21 protein-coding genes and 1 other RNA gene are annotated in these 21,335 nt (G+C 28.6%); 3 read left to right on the top strand and 19 right to left on the bottom strand.

Annotated elements, in window-relative coordinates; translation table 11 throughout:
- Positions 1-80 precede the first annotated feature (80 nt).
- From AXE85_RS03900 to AXE85_RS03860, 9 genes are all read right to left on the bottom strand, one after another.
- Positions 81-1,643: a PhnE/PtxC family ABC transporter permease gene (locus tag AXE85_RS03900; RefSeq protein ID WP_231723810.1), complete on the bottom strand. Its 1,563-nt coding sequence runs from the start codon at positions 1,641-1,643 to the stop codon at positions 81-83.
- Positions 1,615-2,349, bottom strand: a complete 735-nt coding sequence (gene phnC / locus AXE85_RS03895; protein WP_062173229.1) for a phosphonate ABC transporter ATP-binding protein — start codon at positions 2,347-2,349, stop codon at positions 1,615-1,617. The genes AXE85_RS03900 and phnC overlap by 29 nt, the downstream gene beginning before the upstream one ends.
- A gap of 229 nt (positions 2,350-2,578) precedes the next feature.
- A complete protein-coding gene (locus tag AXE85_RS03890; RefSeq protein WP_062173226.1) occupies positions 2,579-3,349 on the bottom strand; it encodes a YlmH family RNA-binding protein in 771 nt (256 codons plus the stop codon).
- Positions 3,350-3,356: 7 nt separating this feature from the next.
- Positions 3,357-3,632, bottom strand: a complete 276-nt coding sequence (locus tag AXE85_RS03885; protein WP_062173224.1) for a YggT family protein — start codon at positions 3,630-3,632, stop codon at positions 3,357-3,359.
- 2 nt (positions 3,633-3,634) lie between these two features.
- A complete protein-coding gene (locus AXE85_RS03880) occupies positions 3,635-4,060 on the bottom strand; it encodes a cell division protein SepF (RefSeq protein WP_062173223.1) in 426 nt (141 codons plus the stop codon).
- A gap of 134 nt (positions 4,061-4,194) precedes the next feature.
- Positions 4,195-5,349: an AI-2E family transporter gene (locus AXE85_RS03875; protein WP_072520432.1), complete on the bottom strand. Its 1,155-nt coding sequence runs from the start codon at positions 5,347-5,349 to the stop codon at positions 4,195-4,197.
- Positions 5,350-5,363: 14 nt separating this feature from the next.
- Positions 5,364-5,570, bottom strand: a complete 207-nt coding sequence (locus AXE85_RS03870) for a DUF1146 family protein (protein ID WP_062173220.1) — start codon at positions 5,568-5,570, stop codon at positions 5,364-5,366.
- A gap of 23 nt (positions 5,571-5,593) precedes the next feature.
- Positions 5,594-6,547 (bottom strand): magnesium/cobalt transporter CorA, encoded by a 954-nt coding sequence (corA, locus tag AXE85_RS03865; protein WP_062173219.1) that lies wholly within the window; start codon positions 6,545-6,547, stop codon positions 5,594-5,596.
- Between the two features lie 69 nt (positions 6,548-6,616).
- Positions 6,617-7,366 carry a TrmH family RNA methyltransferase gene (locus AXE85_RS03860; protein ID WP_062173217.1) on the bottom strand — a complete coding sequence of 250 codons (750 nt, stop codon included), beginning with the start codon at positions 7,364-7,366 and terminating at the stop codon, positions 6,617-6,619.
- Between the two features lie 119 nt (positions 7,367-7,485).
- On the opposite strand from AXE85_RS03860, the gene AXE85_RS03855 reads away from it, so the two are divergent.
- Positions 7,486-7,869, top strand: a complete 384-nt coding sequence (locus tag AXE85_RS03855; protein ID WP_062173215.1) for a rhodanese-like domain-containing protein — start codon at positions 7,486-7,488, stop codon at positions 7,867-7,869.
- Between the two features lie 391 nt (positions 7,870-8,260).
- Positions 8,261-9,916: an Rqc2 family fibronectin-binding protein gene (locus tag AXE85_RS03850; RefSeq protein ID WP_062173213.1), complete on the top strand. Its 1,656-nt coding sequence runs from the start codon at positions 8,261-8,263 to the stop codon at positions 9,914-9,916.
- A 330-nt stretch (positions 9,917-10,246) separates the two neighbouring features.
- Here AXE85_RS03850 and AXE85_RS08260 read toward each other — a convergent pair whose 3' ends face one another.
- The 5 genes from AXE85_RS08260 to AXE85_RS03825 form a co-directional block, all read right to left on the bottom strand.
- The gene (locus AXE85_RS08260; protein WP_082729119.1) at positions 10,247-11,557 is read right to left on the bottom strand and encodes an isochorismatase family protein; all 1,311 of its coding nucleotides are present in this window, start codon (positions 11,555-11,557) and stop codon (positions 10,247-10,249) included.
- A 235-nt stretch (positions 11,558-11,792) separates the two neighbouring features.
- Positions 11,793-12,506 (bottom strand): 16S rRNA (guanine(527)-N(7))-methyltransferase RsmG, encoded by a 714-nt coding sequence (gene rsmG, locus AXE85_RS03840; RefSeq protein ID WP_062173210.1) that lies wholly within the window; start codon positions 12,504-12,506, stop codon positions 11,793-11,795.
- On the bottom strand, positions 12,499-14,385 hold the full coding sequence (gene mnmG, locus AXE85_RS03835; RefSeq protein WP_062173209.1) for a tRNA uridine-5-carboxymethylaminomethyl(34) synthesis enzyme MnmG: 1,887 nt from the start codon (positions 14,383-14,385) through the stop codon (positions 12,499-12,501). Before mnmG ends, rsmG begins: the two co-directional genes overlap by 8 nt.
- 297 nt (positions 14,386-14,682) lie before the next feature.
- Positions 14,683-15,126 (bottom strand): flavodoxin, encoded by a 444-nt coding sequence (locus AXE85_RS03830; protein WP_062173206.1) that lies wholly within the window; start codon positions 15,124-15,126, stop codon positions 14,683-14,685.
- A gap of 13 nt (positions 15,127-15,139) precedes the next feature.
- Positions 15,140-16,375 (bottom strand): lipid II:glycine glycyltransferase FemX, encoded by a 1,236-nt coding sequence (locus AXE85_RS03825; protein WP_062173204.1) that lies wholly within the window; start codon positions 16,373-16,375, stop codon positions 15,140-15,142.
- Positions 16,376-16,775: 400 nt separating this feature from the next.
- On the opposite strand from AXE85_RS03825, the gene AXE85_RS03820 reads away from it, so the two are divergent.
- Positions 16,776-18,176 carry a cation:dicarboxylate symporter family transporter gene (locus AXE85_RS03820; RefSeq protein ID WP_062173203.1) on the top strand — a complete coding sequence of 467 codons (1,401 nt, stop codon included), beginning with the start codon at positions 16,776-16,778 and terminating at the stop codon, positions 18,174-18,176.
- 58 nt (positions 18,177-18,234) lie between these two features.
- On the opposite strand, the gene AXE85_RS03815 is transcribed toward AXE85_RS03820, so the two are convergent.
- The 5 genes from AXE85_RS03815 to gmk form a co-directional block, all read right to left on the bottom strand.
- Positions 18,235-18,738, bottom strand: a complete 504-nt coding sequence (locus AXE85_RS03815; protein ID WP_021752694.1) for an RrF2 family transcriptional regulator — start codon at positions 18,736-18,738, stop codon at positions 18,235-18,237.
- Positions 18,739-18,819: 81 nt separating this feature from the next.
- The gene (locus tag AXE85_RS03810; protein ID WP_062173202.1) at positions 18,820-19,947 is read right to left on the bottom strand and encodes a THUMP domain-containing class I SAM-dependent RNA methyltransferase; all 1,128 of its coding nucleotides are present in this window, start codon (positions 19,945-19,947) and stop codon (positions 18,820-18,822) included.
- Between the two features lie 57 nt (positions 19,948-20,004).
- Positions 20,005-20,397: RNase P RNA component class B (rnpB, locus tag AXE85_RS03805), an RNA gene on the bottom strand.
- A gap of 26 nt (positions 20,398-20,423) precedes the next feature.
- Positions 20,424-20,621 carry a DNA-directed RNA polymerase subunit omega gene (gene rpoZ / locus AXE85_RS03800; protein ID WP_021752692.1) on the bottom strand — a complete coding sequence of 66 codons (198 nt, stop codon included), beginning with the start codon at positions 20,619-20,621 and terminating at the stop codon, positions 20,424-20,426.
- 9 nt (positions 20,622-20,630) lie between these two features.
- Positions 20,631-21,251, bottom strand: coding sequence for a guanylate kinase (gene gmk, locus AXE85_RS03795; protein ID WP_021752691.1), 621 nt, complete (start codon positions 21,249-21,251; stop codon positions 20,631-20,633).
- Between the last annotated feature and the right edge of the window lie 84 nt (positions 21,252-21,335).

Below are 21,335 nucleotides of genomic sequence, written 5' to 3'. Positions count from 1 at the left end.
TCTCCTTTAATATTTATTATATCAATGTTAAATAATATTTTTACAATAGTAATCTATGCCTTAGTTGTCACAACATAATGCTATCTTTTTATTTTTTCTCTTATAATAGATGATATATTTTCTACTATAATTATCGCCGTACAAAGTCCAATTAATAATGTTGATATTCTGTTCCAATTCCTATATTCTATATTATTAACTAATAACTGACCTATTCCACCTGCTCCAACCATACCAAGTATTGTTGAATTTTTTATATTCATTTCAAATCTATATAAACTAATTGTTACAAATTCCGGTAGATAACCGCTAAAAATTATCTTTATATAACTAATAAAATTACCCAGCCCTATACTTTTTGTTGCTAATAATATATTACTATTTATTCCCTCTAATATTTCACTATACATTTTTGTTACAACTCCTACAGTGTAAATATATAGAGCAAAAAACGAACTAATAGTTCCGGGCCCAAAGCCTCTAAAAAATATTAGCGCTATAATAATAGGAGGAAATGTTCTTAAAACATTAATAACAACTTTAAAAATTATCGCTTTATATTTTCCAAATAAATTTGTTGATGCTAAATATGAAGTAAATATTGCCGTTAGACTTGCAAGTAAAGTTGCAACAAATGCTATCTCTATACTTGTCAATAATGCAAAAAACATTTTTGAAAAATAAGAAATATCCGGATTAAATAATTCCTTAAATAACACTTTTAGTTGACCTAATCCTAATAAAAATCTCTCTTTTGTTATTGTTAAGAAATTTATTACATAAATTAATGAACTAATTATTACTATCGGTATTAATATTTTTTCTATTTTTTTTCGTAAAAAATATTCTTTTTTTGATAAATTATTTTTATCTTCCATAGTTCTGAAGTAATAACTAATTAAATCTATAATAAAAATCAAAAGTACTAAAATTATAATTATCAATGATACTCTATCATAACGTAAATGATTTAGCTCCGTCCATAATCTTTGACCAATTCCACCCGCTCCGACCATGCCCAAAACACTGGCTCCACGAATACCGGATTCCAATATTAAAAAATAAATTGAAAATATCGCCGGTTTTATATTAGATAGCAAGGCTGTTTTATAAATAGCAAATCTTGAAACTCCAAGGCTTTTCATCGCCTCTATATGTTTTATATCCACTTCCTCCGCATATTCTTTTAAAAGCTTAGTTGCAGTTAAAAAACTGATAATATAAATGCTTAAAAACCCACTAAAATTTCCTGTGCTAAAAAGACTTACTAATATAGCTGCCACTATTAAAAATGGTATTGTCCTAAAAATCGAGAACACTGCACTTAATATTTTAGGTAATATTTTTATATTAAACAAAATATTTGTTAATAACGGGAGAATAAACAAAGCTGTAAACAGTGCTAAAATTGATGAAAATACCGCAATGTTCAAAGTTTCTAAAATCGGTTCATAAAGGCTACTAAGTATACTTAAATCTAGTGGATACATTCTTGACAATAAATTTTCAACTCTAGAAAATCCTAAAGAAAAGCTTTTAGCATCATAATTTAGTATAGAAATAGCTATACCGATCAATAATATTGAGTTCAAAATAACACTTTTTATTTTTCTTTTAATGATATAATTCTTTAAGTTCATCATTCGTTACACTTTCTGTATAATTGTAAAACAAAATCTTACCATCTTTTAATCCTAAAATTTTATTACTATATTTTTTAGCAAGGACTATATCATGCAGATTTATCAATACTGTTATGTTTTTTTCTTTATTTAATTTCTGAAAATTATCCATTATTATACTAGTATTTTTTTCATCAAGACTGCTCACCGGTTCATCTGCCAGTAAAATATTCGGTTCTTGTGCTAGAGCCTTTGCTATGGCTACACGTTGTTTTTGCCCACCGGATAAATATTTTGATTTTTTAAATATTTCTTCATTTAGCCCAACTTGTGTTAAATATGTTATTCCTTGTTCATATTCTTTTTTAGTATAGCCGGACATCAATTGAATAAAAGATTTTTTAGCAAGATATGGTGTTAAAACGTTATCTATTGTGTATAAATTATCTAATGTATTATAATCTTGAAATATAAAAGCTATCTTTTGTCTAAATTTTTTTAATTCATTTTTATTAAATTTTGTAATATCGTTATTATTTATTATTATTTTTCCACTAGGTACATTTAAGAGATTCAAGCATCTAAGGAGCGTTGATTTACCTGCACCGCTTTTCCCAACTATTGCAACAAAATCTCCCTTGTTTATAGAAAAATTCAAATTGTCCAAAACTTTCTTTTCTCCATAGCTAAATGATAAATTTTCTATTTTTATTTCTTCGTTAACCAATAAATCACCTCATTTACTTCTTACCGTACTAAAATTTAAGATAAAATTTCTTGTTACAATTATAACACTTTCTTAAATAATTTTCAGCATCTATTTGTTATAGTAACATCGCTATTATTAGCACTAACAAAAAATATAATATTTTTCATGAATTTTCAACATTAGTTATTAATAATATGAATTTTAATAATATTTGTCTAATATAAAAAGGAATAACTCTTCGTTACTCCTAAATTACTTTACCTATTGTAATTCTATACTTCAAAGATTTTTTATTTTGAGTTTTTTCTTTTATAATAAATCTTCCATATTTTCTAATAGAAATTATGTCACCTACATTACAAGATTTTTCTCCATTTTTTGCTACAACATGATTTAATTTTATAAAATCTTGAATCAAAAATTCTTTCACTTTACTGCGTGACTTATTGGTTATTTTTGCTACAATACTATCAAGTCTGAACGAGGAACTGACTATTTCAAAATTTTCAAATTTTTTCTCAAACTTAACATCTAACATATTCACTTTCTTTAATGTTATATTAATCTTTCCGATTTTTGTTAGATTCATTATAACAAAATCTGAAATACTACTATCCACAAAAATATAAAGTGTATTTTCTTCTACAATAACGTCTCCAAATCTATTAAAATTTATTCCAAGATTGTGGATAGCACCTAAAACATCTTTATGTCTAATTGTGTTAAATTTATTATTATATGTTGCTCTTAAACAAGTTATCTCAAAATCAACATTATAATATTCGTTTGCTACCAACTTTGCTTTTTTTCTCTCTAAATTAACAACTCCACCGAAAAATTCTACTTTTAATTCCGGATAATTATAAATTATTATTTTTTCTAAAATAATTTGCTCAAATTGAGTTAGAAAAAAGGTAACCTTATTTCTATTGTTGAAGAAATCGATTGTTTGTAATAGATTTTCCGCCGTTTCTATTTCTTCTTTTGATGCTGAATATAAAAAATTCAAATTTTTCATAATTCACCTAAGAAAATATAAATCCTAAAAGTAATCGTCTTAATATATCCAATGCAATAAAAGCTATGATTGGAGAAATATCTAATATTCCAAACGGTGGAATAAGTTTTCTAAAAATTTTCAAGTATGGTTCACAAAGTTTTTCCAAAAATTCCACTATAATATTATTTCTAAATTGTGGAAACCATGATGATAATATATATGCCAGTATACAGTATTCATAAAAATTAAATAAATAATTAATAAATCTATATACCCAAAAATATTCTGTTAAACTTAGCAATATTAATACTCTCCTTCGTAAAAATCTCCCGATACATCAATACCGTTAGGTACACATAAATAAATATCTTCACCTATAGTTTTTAATTTTGCATTTAGCGCATAAATACCACCCGATACAAAATCTAATAATCTATCAGCTGTTTCTACATCTAGTTTGCTTAAATTAATAATTACCACTTTATTTTTTTTTATATCATCAATAATATCTTTACTATCCGCAAATACTAGCGGTTCTGTTAATATTACATTATTCATTTTACCGGTTATTGGATTAGATGTCGCTTTATTCACTGAATTCTCCTTTGAAATTCTTTGTTTTGGTTGTTCTTTTTGTAATTCTTTTTGAATTGTTTGTTCCTCTTTTACATCATCTTCGAAATCTTCTTCACTCACAAACAGGTTATTAAATTTTTTTATCATACTCATAATATCAAACCTCTATTTAGTTATATTTAACTGTATAATTATATCATAATTTTCATTATTTTTAAACCGATATATTCGTTATAATACACAAAGAACCTTAAAGTTGATTAAAACTATAAGATTCTTTACTTTGTTCACTCATAATATTTATTATATCTACTTCGAAGAGTATTTATTAATTTAGTTATTAATACTTTTAAAATTGAATAAATCGGTATTCCTAAAATAGCACCAACTACTCCGAGTATATTGACACCTATTAAAATAACGAAAATAACTGTAAGTGGGTGCATATCCATACTTTTCCCCATGATATTTGGTGATAAAATATTCCCTTCAACAAATTGCACTATTCCCCAAATAACCAACATTTTCAAAACCATTATACCACTGGTTGAAGCTGCAACCAACATTGCAGGAATTATCGCCATAATAGGTCCTAGATAAGGAACAATACTTAAAAATGCGGCTATCGTTGCCAACGAAAAAGCGTAATGCAAGCCGATAATATTATACCCTATATAAAGCATAACTCCCAAACATAATGAAACCGTCATTTGACCTTGGATATAAGAACCAACCTTATCATCAATTTCATCTATTGTTTCCGAAATTGATTTTTTCAATCTGTTAGGCATAGAATTTATCAAATAAATTTTAAATTTTGCGGCATCTTTTAATAAAAAGAATAACACAAAAGGAAAAGTCATAAGCACCGAAGCAGTTGATGATAATGAAGAAGCAATACTTTGAGCAACATTTGTCACTATTGTTACAGCTTGTGCACTAATTTTTGCAGTATTCAAATTGGAACTAATATATTCATTCACCGCTTTTACATAGGTATTTTCTGAATTAGTTGCAAGATACCCTCGAACTATTTCTATATATTTAGGTAATGAGCTTACTAAAGCCTGAGTTTGTTCAACAATTATCGGAACTACTCCAATAATTACCACTAAAATTACCAAAACACCTACAAATATAGCAAGCAAACTAGCGATAAAGCGTGGCATTTTTCTAGAAAAAACATTTACCAACGGATTTAATATGTAATAAAATGCATAAGCTAAAATAATTGGAGTTGTAATACTTGATACTATGGCTTTTATAGGTGAAAAGATATATGATATTTCAGTATATAAGTATATTGCTATCCCTAACAATATAACTACTATTAAAATATACAAAATAAATTTTCCACCTAAAAATGCCAATAATCTATCTTCTCTGGAGTTTTCTACTATTTCTTTATTTTTCTTTATCTCTTCTTTAATCTTTTCTTTCATAAAATCCTCCTTCGTTATTTTATTAAGTGTAATGACAATTCATATATTGTCATTATTGCATTATAACCTAAATATCCTATAGCGAACGACACTAGACTGATTAAAATTTTTATTTCCTTTGTACTATTTTTTTTAAAGAATTTACCAAAATCTAATTTCATTAAGCTAAAGTTACTAACTAAAATCATTATAAATAACAATGTTAATTTTATAAAATTCATATTTTATCCTTTATATCTAATATCTATTTGAACATATCAAGCCAACCTTTTTTCTTAAATATCCATAACATTCCAATAGCAATTATCAGCATAACACCGCAGATTAAAAAGTAGCCATATTCCCACTCTAACTCCGGCATATTTCTAAAGTTCATTCCATAAAGACCAACTATAAATGTCAACGGCAAAAATATTGTTGAAATAACAGTCAGCATCATCATAATATTATTAGACCTAAATGAGTTATAAGTCATATAATTTTCTCTAATATCACTGGCAAGTTCTCGTGTTGCTTCAATAATTTCTGTTTGTTGAACAAGGTCATCATAAATATCGTGAAAATATTTTCTGTCGTTATCGGTCATTTCAACACGACGGGATACTAAAAATCTATGGAGTAACTCACGCATCGGCAATAAACCACGTCGCAGTTTTAACAAGTCACTACGAAGCTCAAAAACCTCGTCCATTATTTTACTGCCGGCATTATATGAGTCGTATTCTTCAATTTCATCAAGACGATTTTCTATTTTTGCAATAATTGGAATATATCCTTCCACTATTTCTGATACCAACATATGCATCACATGAAGTGGTGAATATTGTGCACCACGCTGTAAGATTTTCGGAATAATTTTATTAATATATCGTATATGTGAGAGGTGAAAAGTTACAATATAATTTTTTCCGACAAACATATTTATTGTTTCATAGTCATCATCAATATTTTTCAAAACATGAGATACTAAAAAGATTTGTTGTCGTGTTATTTCAATTTTTGGTCGTTGAAGCAATGTCATACAGTCTTCAATCAACAATTCGTGAAACTTAAAAAATGTAGACAATAGGGTTATCTCACTTCGTGTCGGTGTGTCAAAATCAACCCAATACCAAGCAATATCTTGATCATTAAGTCTTGCCAATTTGACATCTGTTAAGATATTTCCTTTTTTATCTACTGCTAGTGTTTTTAACATTAGATCTCACCTCTCTTATATTATTTTCACAACTACAATAATATCATAATTAATGAAATTAGTAAATTTTTATTTAATATTATTTGTAATATGATTCATAATTATTCCGGCAGCAACTGCCACATTTAAACTTTCGGCTTCTCCTGTCATTTTTATTTTTAAAAGATTATTTACCTTTTCCAAGATATTGTTATCAACCCCTGCACCCTCATTACCAAAAATAACAGCAATTTTCTCTCCTACATCATTAATATCTTCCAAATATTTATTACCTTTTAAAGATGTAGCATATAAATCAAAACCTTTCATTTCACCAATAAGATTTTCCAAAACTATATTTTCAAAACAATCAATATGAAACTGACTTCCTTGTGTACTACGAAGAACTTTTTGCCCATATAAACTTGTCGTTTTGTTCCCCAAGACTACACAATCAAAACTAAAAGCATCCGCTGTTCTTATAATAGTTCCCAGATTCCCAGGATCTTGTACCCTATCCAAAATAAGAACCCTATTATAGCAATTAATATCCAATTCTTTTTTTTCTATACTACATACAGCAATTACCCCTTGAGAAGTCACTGTTTCTCCCAGTAATTTTATAACACTGTCCGAAACTACCACAAATTCTTTTGAATAATTTAATTCTTTTTTATTAAAATTTTCTGAAATTATTATTTCTTCTACAACATTAGCCTTTAATGCTTCTTTTACCAGATGAATTCCTTCTACCAAATACTTATTATATTTTTTTATATTTCTATTTTTTTTTAATTTTTGAAGTTCTTTTATTTTTTTATTATTGCCTGATGTTATCATTATTTTCTCCATGGTATTATTAAATAAAATGTCTAACTTTTACTATTATAATCAATATTGAATAAAATTACAAACTATGATATAATTTTTTTATTAATAATACGTAAAAGGAGTTTATTATGTCAATTTGGATATCAACACTAATAGTACTGTTTGTCATCGGCTTAATTGCATTATTTAATTATCTAAGATTGAACAGAGCTGTTACTAAGCTACCTTATGTTGAATTTAGACAAAATCTTAGAAAAGTTCAATTAGTTGATGTAAGAGAAAAAGAAGATTTTAAATATGCTCACATTAACGGAGCTAGAAATATGCCGCTTTCTCAATTCAATTTTTTATATACTTCTCTTAGAAAAGACCAACCTATTTATCTTTGTGATAAAAACGGAACTATGGCACCACGTGCTGCCCTTACACTAAAGAAAAATGGTTATACTAATGTCTTTATGTTAAAAAATGGTTTACAAGATTGGAAAGAAAATCTTAAAACAAAAAGATAACCATAAAACCGGTATCAAACGATACTGGTTTTTTTGTCGTTACAGTAATATACATTCACTGTTTTATATGTTATAATCTTATGTAAAATTAACTATATATTTATATACAAAATATTATTTGTTGCTGATTCTATAGTGGTGTGGCAACCTTAAAAATTAACCTTTGAACAGCAACTAACTTAATAGCAATGTTTGTAGTGGTAATAGTAAAATGCTAAAAGCATTTTACTTGGAGAATTTTAGACCTTGGCTAAAATTCTAGCCGAAAAATCCACCCACGTAGTGGGTTAGTTGTAGGCGTCCATACCACTACTAACCATTGCTGAAATATTTGTAAAATAATATATAAATTTTACACACTAGTTTAAATAAATACCTATAAGGAGAAGTTATGGCATTCGATGGTTTTTTTACACGAAAAATAATTAATGAATTATCTCAAAATCTTATTCAAGCTCGTATCAATAAAATTAATAATATCTCAAATGACGAATTTATCTTTTCTATTAGAAAAGGAAAAAATTTAAAATTATTTTTATCGGCAAACTCATCAAGTTCCCGTATTCATTTTACTAATATCCAATACGAAAATCCTTTAACACCATCTAATTTTTGCACCGTATTAAGAAAATATCTTACCAATGGAATAATTTCAGATATTACCCAAGTCAGTAATGATAGAATTATCAAAATTAGAATTAAAAACTTTGATGAACTTGGTTATGAAAAACATTATATTTTAATAGTGGAATTAATGGGTAAACACTCTAATATTATTCTTACTAACGAAGATGAAATAATCATCGAATCATTAAATAACAGCTATAGCCTAGAATACAAACGTTCTACTATAGCCAATATTAGATATACTCTACCCCCAACCGATAAAAAATTAAATCCTTTTGATTTTGAGAATTATACAAAATTAAACCCTAAAAATGAAAATAAAAAATTTCTCATCCAAAACTTTTATGGTGTTTCTTCTTTGCTTAATAATTATATTTTACAAAACTACCCGAACGACATGATAAACGGTCTAAAAGTCTTGTGTAATTCCTTTAATACCGACTTTAGACCTAGTATAATTAATAATAAAAAAGATTTTTACTACTTCGATATTACCAATACTAATGAAACAACTTTTAAAACATTATCAGAATTATTAGATTTTTACTATATGGACTTAGTTAAGAAAGCTACTAATAAAAATACTGATAAAAAATTATTCGATTTCATAAAAAATAAACTTAACAGACTTAACAATAAATTAAAAATTTTACAAAATGAGTTGGATATTGCAAGAAATAAAGATGATTTCAAATTAAAAGGACAACTTCTAATTGCAAATATTTATTTATTTAAAAATAATGTTCCCGAAATTGTTACTGTTCAAAATTTTTACAGTGAAAATTTAGAAAACATTAATATTAAATTGGATACAACGCTATCGATCGAGCAAAATGCCGAAAAGTATTTTAATCTATATAAAAAAAATATAAGAACAATAGAAAATCTGGAAAAACAAATCGCTCTTACTAATGAAGAAATAACCTATTTTGATACTATAAAATTTCAAACGGAAAACGCCGATAAGACAGAACTTGTTGAAATTAAGGAAGAGCTTATTAATGGCGGCTACTTGAGAGAAAAACAAATACAAAAGAAAAAAAATAAACAAAAGTATTTTACCATTGAAAATAATGGTATTACAATTTATATTGGAAAAAATAATATTCAAAATGATACTATAACAAATAAATTAGCCCATAGAAATTACTTATGGTTTCATGCCAAAGATATCCCCGGAAGTCATGTAGTAATTTTTTCAAATAACCCTGATGAAGAAACTATCAATATAGCTGCTAACTTAGCAGGTTATTATTCTAAATTCAAAAATGAAACAAACATTGATGTTGATATGACTTTAATAAAAAACGTTAAAAAAATTTCCGGTGCTAAACCCGGATTCGTAACCTATACAGGACAAAAAACATTAAAAGTTAAAATTGATAAATTATTAATTAATAAGTTAATAAACTCTAAATAATTAGTTATTATTACAATTTAAATCGATTATTGAAAATTTCTTAGCTTTATTCTAATAACCTATTTTTCTTAGAATTAGGAAAATTTTCAGAATAAATTCATAATATTATCCGGTGTATCTCTATACATTAGTTCATTAATTTACAAAAAGGAGCGACCCTACAAAATCGATTTCCAACGAAATTGCGATTTTGTAAGGTTGCTTCAATACAGTTTATTAGATTTTGGAAAATAAATCTCTTTAAAACTATTATCAAATCAATGAACTGCTACGTCTAACTACTAATAGGTAAATTTTATTAAAATTTTTACTTTTAGGCTAGTCCCTAACCTATTCTATTACATTTACTGTTAATTGCTCAAGATATTTTTTAAAAGTTCTATTGATATCTTCATCTATTCCTTTTGTCGCTTTTAAATCTACAAACAATTCTACTTTTTCATTATAATTTTGAATCATTATTATATTACTAAGAACACAGATATTAGAAACCAAACCACACAGCTCTACCTCTTTATAATCACTACGTGATACATAATTTGCAAGGTCAATACTTCCAAAGGTCGTTTTATTAAATACTTTTTTAGCGTCTTTTTCAAAATTTGCTACTTTACCATATAAACCATGACCATCAGTATCTATAATGCAGTGTTCAATCGGAAGATGTTTTCCCTCTCGTGTAGTTAAATAGTTTGTATAGTGAGTGTCTTTTGTGAAGATAATATCTTGCCCTGATTTCTTATACTCTTCTATTTTTTTAACTATTATCTCATCTAACTTTTCTGCCGTTTCAAAGCCTAAAGCCCCATCTACAAAATCTTTTTGATAATCAACAACTACCAACAATTTTTCGCTGGTATCGTGTTTCAAACAAACTCTTATGTATGCTAAAAAAGTAATAATTGCTAAAGCTCCTAAGCAGTAAAAAACAGTTGACATAACTAATTTAGGGTGTCTATGTGAATTAAAAATAATAAAATAAGATATTATTGCCAAAAATATTATTACTAATACTGTTATAAATTTTATTCTTTTTTTAAAATATATGCTAAAATCTTTTTTCCCTAATTTTCTATAGATTAGATAAATAAATAACGCTATTAAACCTATAATAATTAACATAGATCCATATCTATGCATTAATCTGAACGCATGGTGTGCACTTGGTCCTAACACATATCCTAATGATATAAACACTACTACCCAAAATATTCCTCCAATTGTTGAATAAGTATGAAATTTTTTCCCATTCACCCTTGAAATTCCGGAAAAATATCCCATTATATGACGAACTCCGGGTAAAAAATATGCAATTATTATTACAATATTACCATATTTATTGAAAAAATCTGAAGCTTTTGTCATTCGATAAGGAGTCAACCCTATATATGATCCGCACTTATCTACAGCTTTTGTACCAAGACGTCTTCCGATTTCGTAGGAAAACTGCATTCCGATTACTGTTCCCAATGCACTAGCCGTTATCATTCCAATATAACTGGCATGTCCGCCGTAAGCCATTATTCCGGCAAATAACATCATCGTTTCTCCCGGAAGCGGTAAGGCAGCAAACTCTAATATTAATGAAATAAACAATATCAAGTATACATGTTCTGCTAATAGTTTAAATAGCATTTCCATTTATAAACTATACTCCTTTTTCTTTTTATATGACTAAGATTATACCATATTTAAAATTTTACAGCAAATTTTAACCTTTATTATAAATATAAAACAATTTATATAATTTTCAAAGATTAATTTAATATAAAATAAATTCAATTTACAAATAATGAAATTATATGGATTTTTTTAATAATTCATTGATAAATATACCATCTTGTATTGCTTAAATAAATTATACAATCAATTTATCTTATATTAGCGGTTTCTTATTAGGAATTCCTGCTTTACGCGGATACTTATTCGGCGTTTCTTTTACCTTTCTTATTTCAAGAATATGTCGCTTTTCACCTTCTATTTTAAAATCAATATCTTTTTCTAATTTTCCTCCAAGCACCTTAAATGTATTTATAGCTTCAGATACTTCTTCATCTGCCTTTTGTGCTTTTAAGCTGAGAAAGTATCCACCTTTTTTTACTAGAGGTAAACACAACTCTGCCAGAACATTAAGTCTTGCCACAGCACGTGCTGTTACAATCTCAAAACTTTCCCGATATTTTTTATTTTGTCCCACTTCTTCCGCTCTCGCATGAATAAAGTGACAGTTTTCTAAATTTAATTCTTCCCTTAAAAGTTCTAAAAATTTTATTCGTTTATTCAATGAGTCAATTATTGTAACTTTCAAATGTGGGTATATAATTTTAAGCGGAATTGATGGAAAACCTGCTCCACTACCAACATCACAAATATTTTCTATATCATTATAATCTCTATAAAATGCTAGAGAAACTGAATCATAAAAATGCTTTGTATAAAATTCTTCTTCTTCCGTTATTGCAGTTAAATTAATTTTTTTGTTCCATTCAATCACCAATTTATAATATTTAGTAAACTGATTTTTTTGAATATCGGTTAAATTAATACCATGTTCATTAATCAGTTTATTAAAAAATTGCTCTTTATTCATTACTTCTTGCTCCTCTACATTGTTCCAAGTATATTAGTAATATTGAAATATCCGCCGGATTTACCCCTGAAATTCGTGATGCTTGCCCTATTGTTAGTGGTAACACTTTTTTTAATTTTTCTCTTGCTTCCAGTGCAAGGCTTGGTACTTCATCATAATCCAGATTAGTTGGTATTTTCATCTCATTCATTTTTTTTAATTTTTCTACCTGTTGCAATGATTTTTTAATATAGCCTTCATATTTAACTTCTATTTCTACTTGCTCTATTACTTCTCGTGATAATATAACTTTTTGATTTGCTAAATACATTATATCAACATAGCTTAACTCCGGACGTTTTAACATATCAAGCGCTAATATTCCATCACGTATTTCTGCACTGTTTAATTCTTTAAGTTTTGACAACGTTTCTTGTGTTGGTGTTATTCTAAAAGTTTTTAATCGCTCGATTTCAGCAACTACCATTTTACGTTTTGCAACAAATTTTTCATAACGTTCTTTAGTTATCAAACCATATTGATAAGCCTTTTCTGATAACCGCATATCAGCATTGTCGTGTCGCAATAATAAACGGTGTTCTGCTCGTGAAGTAAGTAGTCTGTACGGCTCATTTGTTCCCTTAGTCACCAAATCATCAATTAAAACTCCGATATAAGCCTCATCGCGTCCTAATATCATCGGTTCTTCTCCTAATACTTTACACGCTGCATTAATACCTGCTATTATCCCCTGACCTGCTGCCTCTTCATAACCGCTGGTTCCATTTATTTGTCCTGCGGTAAATAATCCATTGATTAACTTTGTTTCTAATGTTGGCCATAATGTAGTCGGATTAACGGCATCATATTCAATAGCATAACCATTACGCATAAGAACGGCATTTTCCAATCCTGTAATTGAACGTACCATATCACGTTGCACATCATTAGGTAATGAAGTTGATAAACCTTGAACATAAATTTCTTTTGTATTACGACCTTCAGGCTCTAAAAATAGTTGATGGCGTTCCTTATCGTTAAAGCGAACATACTTATCCTCAATACTTGGACAATAGCGTGGTCCTGTTCCTCTTATCATACCTGAATACATCGCTGAACGTCCTAAATTTCTATCAATAATCTCATGTGTAATTTTATTAGTATATGTTAACCAACACGGAACTTGATCTTCAACGAATTCTGTTGTTTCATAACTAAAAGCATGCTTAACATTGTCACCGGGTTGAATTGTTGTTTTTGAAAAATCTATGCTATCTGCATTTACACGTGGCGGAGTTCCGGTTTTAAATCTCACCATTTCAAAACCCAGTTCTTCTAATTGCTTAGCTAAATCAATAGACGGCATCTGATGATTTGGACCTGATGAATACTTAATATCGCCAACAACAATTTCTCCTCGTAAATATGTTCCTGTAGTAATAACTATAGTTTTTGCTTTATAGCATGTACCTAACATCGTCTTTAATCCAATAACTTTATTATCTTCTATAATTAGTCCTTTAACCATTGCTTGTTCAATATCTAAATTTGGTGTATTTTCTAATAAGCGTTTCATTTCCAATTGATATTGTGCCTTATCTGATTGAACACGTAATGCTCTTACCGCCGGTCCTTTAGCTGTATTTAACATTTTACTTTGGATATTTGTTTTATCAGCAATACGTCCCATTACACCACCCAAAGCATCCACTTCTCTTACGACAATACCTTTTGCCGGACCTCCAACACTTGGATTACATGGCATAAAACCAATTGTGTCAAGGTTAATAGTTACCATTAACGTACTAACCCCTTTTCTACTTGCAGCATGTGCCGCTTCAATACCTGCATGTCCTCCACCAATAACAATCACATCATATTCTTTTAAAAATTCAGTCATAGTACCTCCATATATTTTAACGTAATTGCAAAATAATGCTTTGACCAAAATTTTGATTGATTACTAAATTTTTACTTTATTATCTTATCACAACAACACTAAAAACACTAATAAAACACATATATAACTGCAAATTCTTCTATACATTTATTATATGTTTAAAATATAAGTAGAATTTTATACATATGAAATAAGCCTTTAATAATTATCTAAATTAAAATTATATTTCTTTATATCAAAAAAATATAATTTAACCAAGAAACCTTTCTTAGTTAAATTATATTAGTTGTTACAATACTATAAGGCAGCTGAGAAATCTTCAATAAATTTCTCTATATTTTCAAAGTCTTCATCAGTATCCGCCTCAATTTCAATTTTTAAATTTTCTGTAGGATTAGTTGCACCGGTTTTCTCTATTTGCTCGTCAAACTGATCTACGCAAACACAATATTGTTCATAAATTGTATCTCCAGTACCAATTACACCGTAAATTTTTCCGGAATAATCTTTCTCTCCAATCGCTTCAAAAAATTCTTCCATTTCGTCCGGAAGTTCACCTTCACCATAGGTATATGTTGCAACTATAAAAGCATCCGCATCATCCAGAAAATCAAAATCTTCCATATCTTCTATAAATAATTTTTCAACTTCTATCCCTTTTCCCTCAAATTTTTCTATTATTAAGTCTGATAACATCTCCGTATTTCCTGTCAGACTGGCATACACTAATTTAATATTCATAAATTAAACTCCTTTATTTTCTTTTGTTTTTTATTTTTATTAATTTTTTTCTAATTTTTAACGCCGTTTCAAACAAAATATAAATCGGTCTATTTACTACATAGGTAAACACACCCTCATATTCAACACACTCGCCACCTAATGATTTTTTAAAAGTATAAAGATTATCATTTATACTTTTCACTCCGCCAAGATTATATGATACACAGCCACGTTTGCGAGCATTTTCCATAGCTTTATAGTTCATGTAAATATTCGGCTGTAAATATCTAAATTTATTAGAAGAAGCCGCATATAAATAATATGATTTTTTACCACAATAAAGAACTAAACACCCCGAAAGATAAATACTATCTGATTTATATTTTAAAATTTCTTCAATATCCTTATTTAAACTATTAATTTTATTTCTTATTTCGGTTATTGTTGTTTCCCAAACTTCTTTTTTCTTTTCATCAAGCGATTTATTCACTTTTTTTTGCAAACCGGCTATCTCTTTTTCCAATAATTTTATATTGTTCTCTATATTATTTTTGAATGTATTTGCGTCTAAACTTATTAAATAAAAATCTACATCATTATCCCTTTTGAAAAATTCTATTATATTCTTATAATATTCATTGTTGCGTAACGAAATACCATTTCTTTCACTTGTTTCATCAGACAACTGAGTAAATATGTCAACCTTTTCCAATCCTGCATTCTCTATTTTTAATTGTGCTTTTTCTGCTACTCTTAATAATCTTTCAGTTTTTTTATTTAAGTATTCTCTTGTATCGGTTTCTAAATCTTTAAAATGTACAATCATATCATATTGAGTCTGATATGGAAAATCTTTTTCCTCGTGACCGCGAACTTTAAAACCTTGATTTTTTAAATCATCTACTAAGATTTTAGAATTATTACGCAATACGTTTGTTTCAAAGTCAATTAAAATAGCATGATGTTTTTTACATAACTTTTTGACTTCATTAATAATTTTCATATTTAACTCACTATTTTTATTATCACCTGTATATCCTTTAGGTATATAGGCAATAGTGTATTTTCCTAAACCTAATCGTCTGAATAACACTAAACAACTAGCCACTACTTTATTATTATTTTTTATCGCTATTTTCTCGAAGTACCATTCATTAACAGATTTTACCTCACCCCACGAAGCAAGTTGTAATAATTCACCTGTTGAATGTTCTTTTACAAAACTATCAAATTTTTTATTATCAATATCCAAATCTATTTCGAACATTATACACTCTCCTAACTCAATATATTATGCCACAAACTACTTTATAGTTTATTATATCAAAAAAAATAATAACTTCCAATAATATTATTATAATAAAAATTAAATCTTAAGATAAATATTATTATTGTTACTCACTAATTTTTCTATATTTTGTAGACAACTAAATCGAATAATTATATTTACATAATTCAAATTATTTTATTATAAATTTAAAACTTAGTGCAAAAAAATTGCAATTTGATAAAATGTGTAGTTTAATAATATGTATCATTTTAGAAAATGGAGGTAAAAGTTATGGAGAATGGGTTTACTCGTTCCCATCATATCTGTAGATGCTGTAAAATTCAATAATAAAAATTTTACAATATTTATGAGCTACAGCTCAACAGGAGGATAAACAATGGGAAATAAATTTACATTTTTTGAGAAATTTCTAATGATTTCTACAAAAGAAACACTATTATTTTTACTTATACTTTTTGCATTATTTTACTTTATGTACTATCTTGCTAAAAAGAGAGTTAGTTCTTCTAAAAGAACATTATTAGCAACAGCCATAGGACTTATTTTAGGGATTATTATCCAAGCATATTCCGGTTTTAGTGATGATCCAATTAAAATAAAATATGTTGCTGAAACTACCAAATGGTATTCACTATTTGGAAACGGTTTTATTGATTTAATTAAAATGCTGATTATTCCACTGGTATTAGTATCAATTATCAACGTTATTGTTAATATCAATGCAAACACAGATGTTAAAAAATTGACAAGACTTACTCTTATTGTTACTTTGGGTATGGTTGCTATCAGTTCCATCGTAGGTTTTGTAATTTCTACCATCTTCAAACTTGGTAGCAGTTCTATAGCACTTGGTAGTGGAGATAGTAAAATTAAAACTGTCAAAGATGTAGTTACCATTATTAGAGAATTAATACCATCTAATCCAATTAAGGCAATGGCAGATTTTAACGTAATAGGCATTGTTATCTTTGCGATGTTTATCGGTATCGCTGCACGTTATATTCAAAATAAAAACGAGGAGAAAGTTAGTACTTTTGTTGACTATATTGCCAATCTTCATGCAATAGTATCTCGAATGACCGTTATTGTTATAAGATTGTTACCTTACGCAGTTATCCCTCTACTTGCCAACACCATTGCACAACGCGGACTAAAATCTATAAAAGATGTTTTATTATTTATAGTTTTACTATATGTAGCAGTAGTAATCCAATTTATTATTCAAGCATTTATTCTTGTACTACATGGAATCTCACCGATCACATATTTCAAAAAAGCAAGCAAACCTCTTTTACTTGCATTTACATCCCGTTCCAGTGCCGGCACTCTTCCCTTAACAATCAGTACCCTCACTAAAAATATGGGAGTTAATCAATCAACGGCAAATTTTGTTGCCTCATTTTCATCAACGGCAGGAATGCAAGGTTGTGCCGGTATTTATCCGACAATGCTGATAGTATTCTTAGCTAATGCTAATGGCATTACTATTGACGCTACTGTATTTATTATGACAATTATTGTTGTAACACTGGGATCTGTCGGTATCGCAGGTGTACCCGGTACTGCAATAACAGCTGCCAGCGTCAGTGTTAATGGTGTTGGATTTGGCGCATTATTCAACCAAATTAATCCTATTTTAGCTGTCGATCCTATCTTAGATATGGGGCGTACTTGCCTTAACGTTAGTGGAGGAATTAGTAATTCTATTATTGTAGATAAGCATTTAAAACTTTTTAATAAAAAAGCCTTTAATAGTTTTGAAAAAATAAACGAATAAAAAACAAAAAAATCTCTTAAGTAATCTTCAACTTAAGAGATTTTTCATTATCTTCATATTACCCTTTAAAATAAACGTTTACTCGTTTGAACTCTTCTTCCCAATTATTCCAATCAAGTTTTACTTTTGAATTTTCTCCTAGAATATCACTAACAACATTTTCTATAGTAATACCCTCAAGAGCTTCTTTTATTGATTTGTTTATCGCATCTACTTTTTTCAAATATTCTTCATAGCGTTTTTCTAAACCTAAAGCACCTTCGAATATTTTAGAAACATAATCTGTTTTTAAAACAAAAATTTCTACATCACCATTCAGGGCGACATAAATATCATATAAAGAAATTCTTTTCCCGCTGCGATATTTATAACCCCCACCTACTCCTGTATTCGCTTTTACCAATCCATGTAGAACTAATCTTCTCATAATTTTTTTCAAATATGTTGGTGATATATTAAGTCTATGACTTATTTCCCTTGAATTAAGAAAAACATGCTTGTCTTGGGTATATAACATAACCATTATACAAATGGCTTGCTCTGTACTCTTTGTCAAATGCATAAAACTTTACCTTTTTCCCTTCATAAAAATTTATATTTAATCTACTACAATTCTATTCTATATTATCCAAAATGTCAAATATTATCTAATTTTTTCTCCCCAATATTGATAATAAGTGCACTCTATCGATCCATTAAATAACTTTCTTCGTTTTGTAGCTTTCTTACCATATAAATACTCAAACTTTTTATTGGATGTAAGCAGATATAACGACCAATAACGTCTATCCTTTAATGCTTCTCCTAAATATTTATACATTGCTTCTACTTCTTTTTTTTCACCTAGACGTTCACCATAAGGAGGGTTTGCAATGACACAACCTGCTTCTTTTTTTACAACAAAATCATATACTGACATTTGTTTGAAATTTATAACGCCTACCAAACCAATTTCTTCTGCATTATTTTCAGCTGTTGCTATCATTTTGGGATCTATATCTGAACCATATAATTCTAATTCTTTTTCATAATCTATTGCTTCTTCTGCATTATTTCTTTCTTCATCAACCAACGCTTTAGGAATCCACGGCCATTTTTCAAAATCAAAATTTCTATTTATACCGGGAGCCATATTCTGCGCAAGCATAGCCGCTTCTATTAACAAAGTTCCTGAACCGCAGAAAACATCATATAACGGTGTTTCTCCTTTCCAATTCATTAATTTAACCATAGCCGCCGCTAATGTTTCTTTTAATGGGGCTGTCCCTTGTTTCGCTCTATAACCACGTTTATGTAGTCCATCTCCCGATGTATCTAACAAAATAGTCGCTATATCATTCAGCATAATTATCTCTAAGCGATAGCGAGCACCGGTTTCCGCTAACCAACCGGTAATTCCATAACTTTTTTTCATTTTTTCTACAATCGCTTTTTTTACAATTGATTGACAATCCGATACACTAAACAAAGTTGATTTATGACTACGTCCATCAACCGGAAATTTTGCATCTACCGGCAAATATTTATCCCATTCAATTTCCTTGGTTTTTTCAAATAACTCTTCAAATGTATATGCAGGAAATTGTGCTACAACGATTTTTACCCTATCAGCACATCTTAACCACAAATTAGATTTTACTATAGCTCTTTTATCTCCTGAATAATAAACCCTTCCATTTTCTACTTTTGTTTCATATCCTAATTCTTGAACTTCTTTCGCTACAATAGCTTCTATTCCCATCGGGGTTGTTGCCACCAAATTATATTTCATTTCTTCCTCCTTAAAAAAGAGCTCCTAAGAGCCCTTAAAACAACTAGTTATTTTTCTTATCATAAGCCATATTCTGTATCTATCTTACTATAACGAGCCTAGTTTACTCTCGTAAAAATAGTTATGATCATCTGTCTAAATATAAATTATATTTCCGATTTTTACATTCATTTCTGCAAAATCAGTGCTTCTACCAAAATTTGAATTGCTCGCTCAAGGGGTTTACCTCGTTCCACTTTTTATATTTCTATAAAAACTTCGTCACTGTGGCACTTTCAAGATATATACAACCATATAATATAAATAATTACTTAGGTTATATTGTCTGCCGTTACTCTTAGAAAGAATACCTAAACTTATTGTTTCGTTTAGCGTTGAACACTACAAGCATCTCAGCTTGTGCGAGTATGGACTTTCCTCAGCTAATACAAGCTGCGATCACTCAAAGAAAAATATTTTTTAATTTATTATAAATACTATTTTACTGTTAATGTTATTTTTCCTTCTGCTATTTCTTCTAAAGCTTTTCCTACTTCTTTGTGCGAAATATAATTATCCAATTTTTCACTTTCCGGTTCTGCAAATAGTTCTCTAGCTCTTTTACTAGCCAATGACACTAACATATATTTTGAATTTACTTTTGTTTTTAAAACATCTAATTTTGGGTATAACATAACTCTCTCCTACATTTCTTCTAATTCTAACAAGGCACGACGATATTTCATCTCAATACGTTCTCTTTTTAAATGTTCGCTCAATATAATCGCCTTTATTCGCTCTACCGCCTTGTCAACTTCATCATTTTCCACCACATAGTCATAAAGGTGCATCATATTTATTTCTTTTTTTGCTTTTGCTACCCGTGATTCTATAACTTCATCACTTTCCGTACCACGTCCCTTTAATCTATCTTTTAAATCTGCTATACTCGGTGGTGCCAAAAAAATAAATAGTGCATCAGGAATTTTACTTTTTACTTGTCCAGCTCCCTGCACTTCAATTTCAAGGAAAATATCTTTGCCTTTTTCCATGGTTTCCCTTACATATTTTACCGGTGTACCGTAGTAATTATCCACATATTGTGCATATTCCAACAGTTCACCTTCTCCAATTAAACGTTCGAATTCTTCTTTTGTTTTAAAAAAGTAGTCAATACCATCTACTTCTCCGGGACGCATACCTCTTGATGTCATTGATATTGAATATTCAAAATCAACGTCATTACTGGCAAAAATTCGTTTTCTAACGGTTCCCTTCCCTACTCCAGATGGCCCCGATAAGACAATTAATAATCCTTTCTCCATTTTTTCTATCCTTCTAAATATGATTTATTATCTTACTATAATACCACAAAAATATCTAAATTTAAACTATTTCTGTCCAACGTT

Origin of the sequence: Gemella sp. oral taxon 928 (assembly GCF_001553915.1) — a bacterium.
Classification (GTDB): Bacteria; Bacillota; Bacilli; order Staphylococcales; family Gemellaceae; genus Gemella; species Gemella massiliensis.
This window is presented reverse-complemented; position numbering and strand designations above follow the sequence as displayed.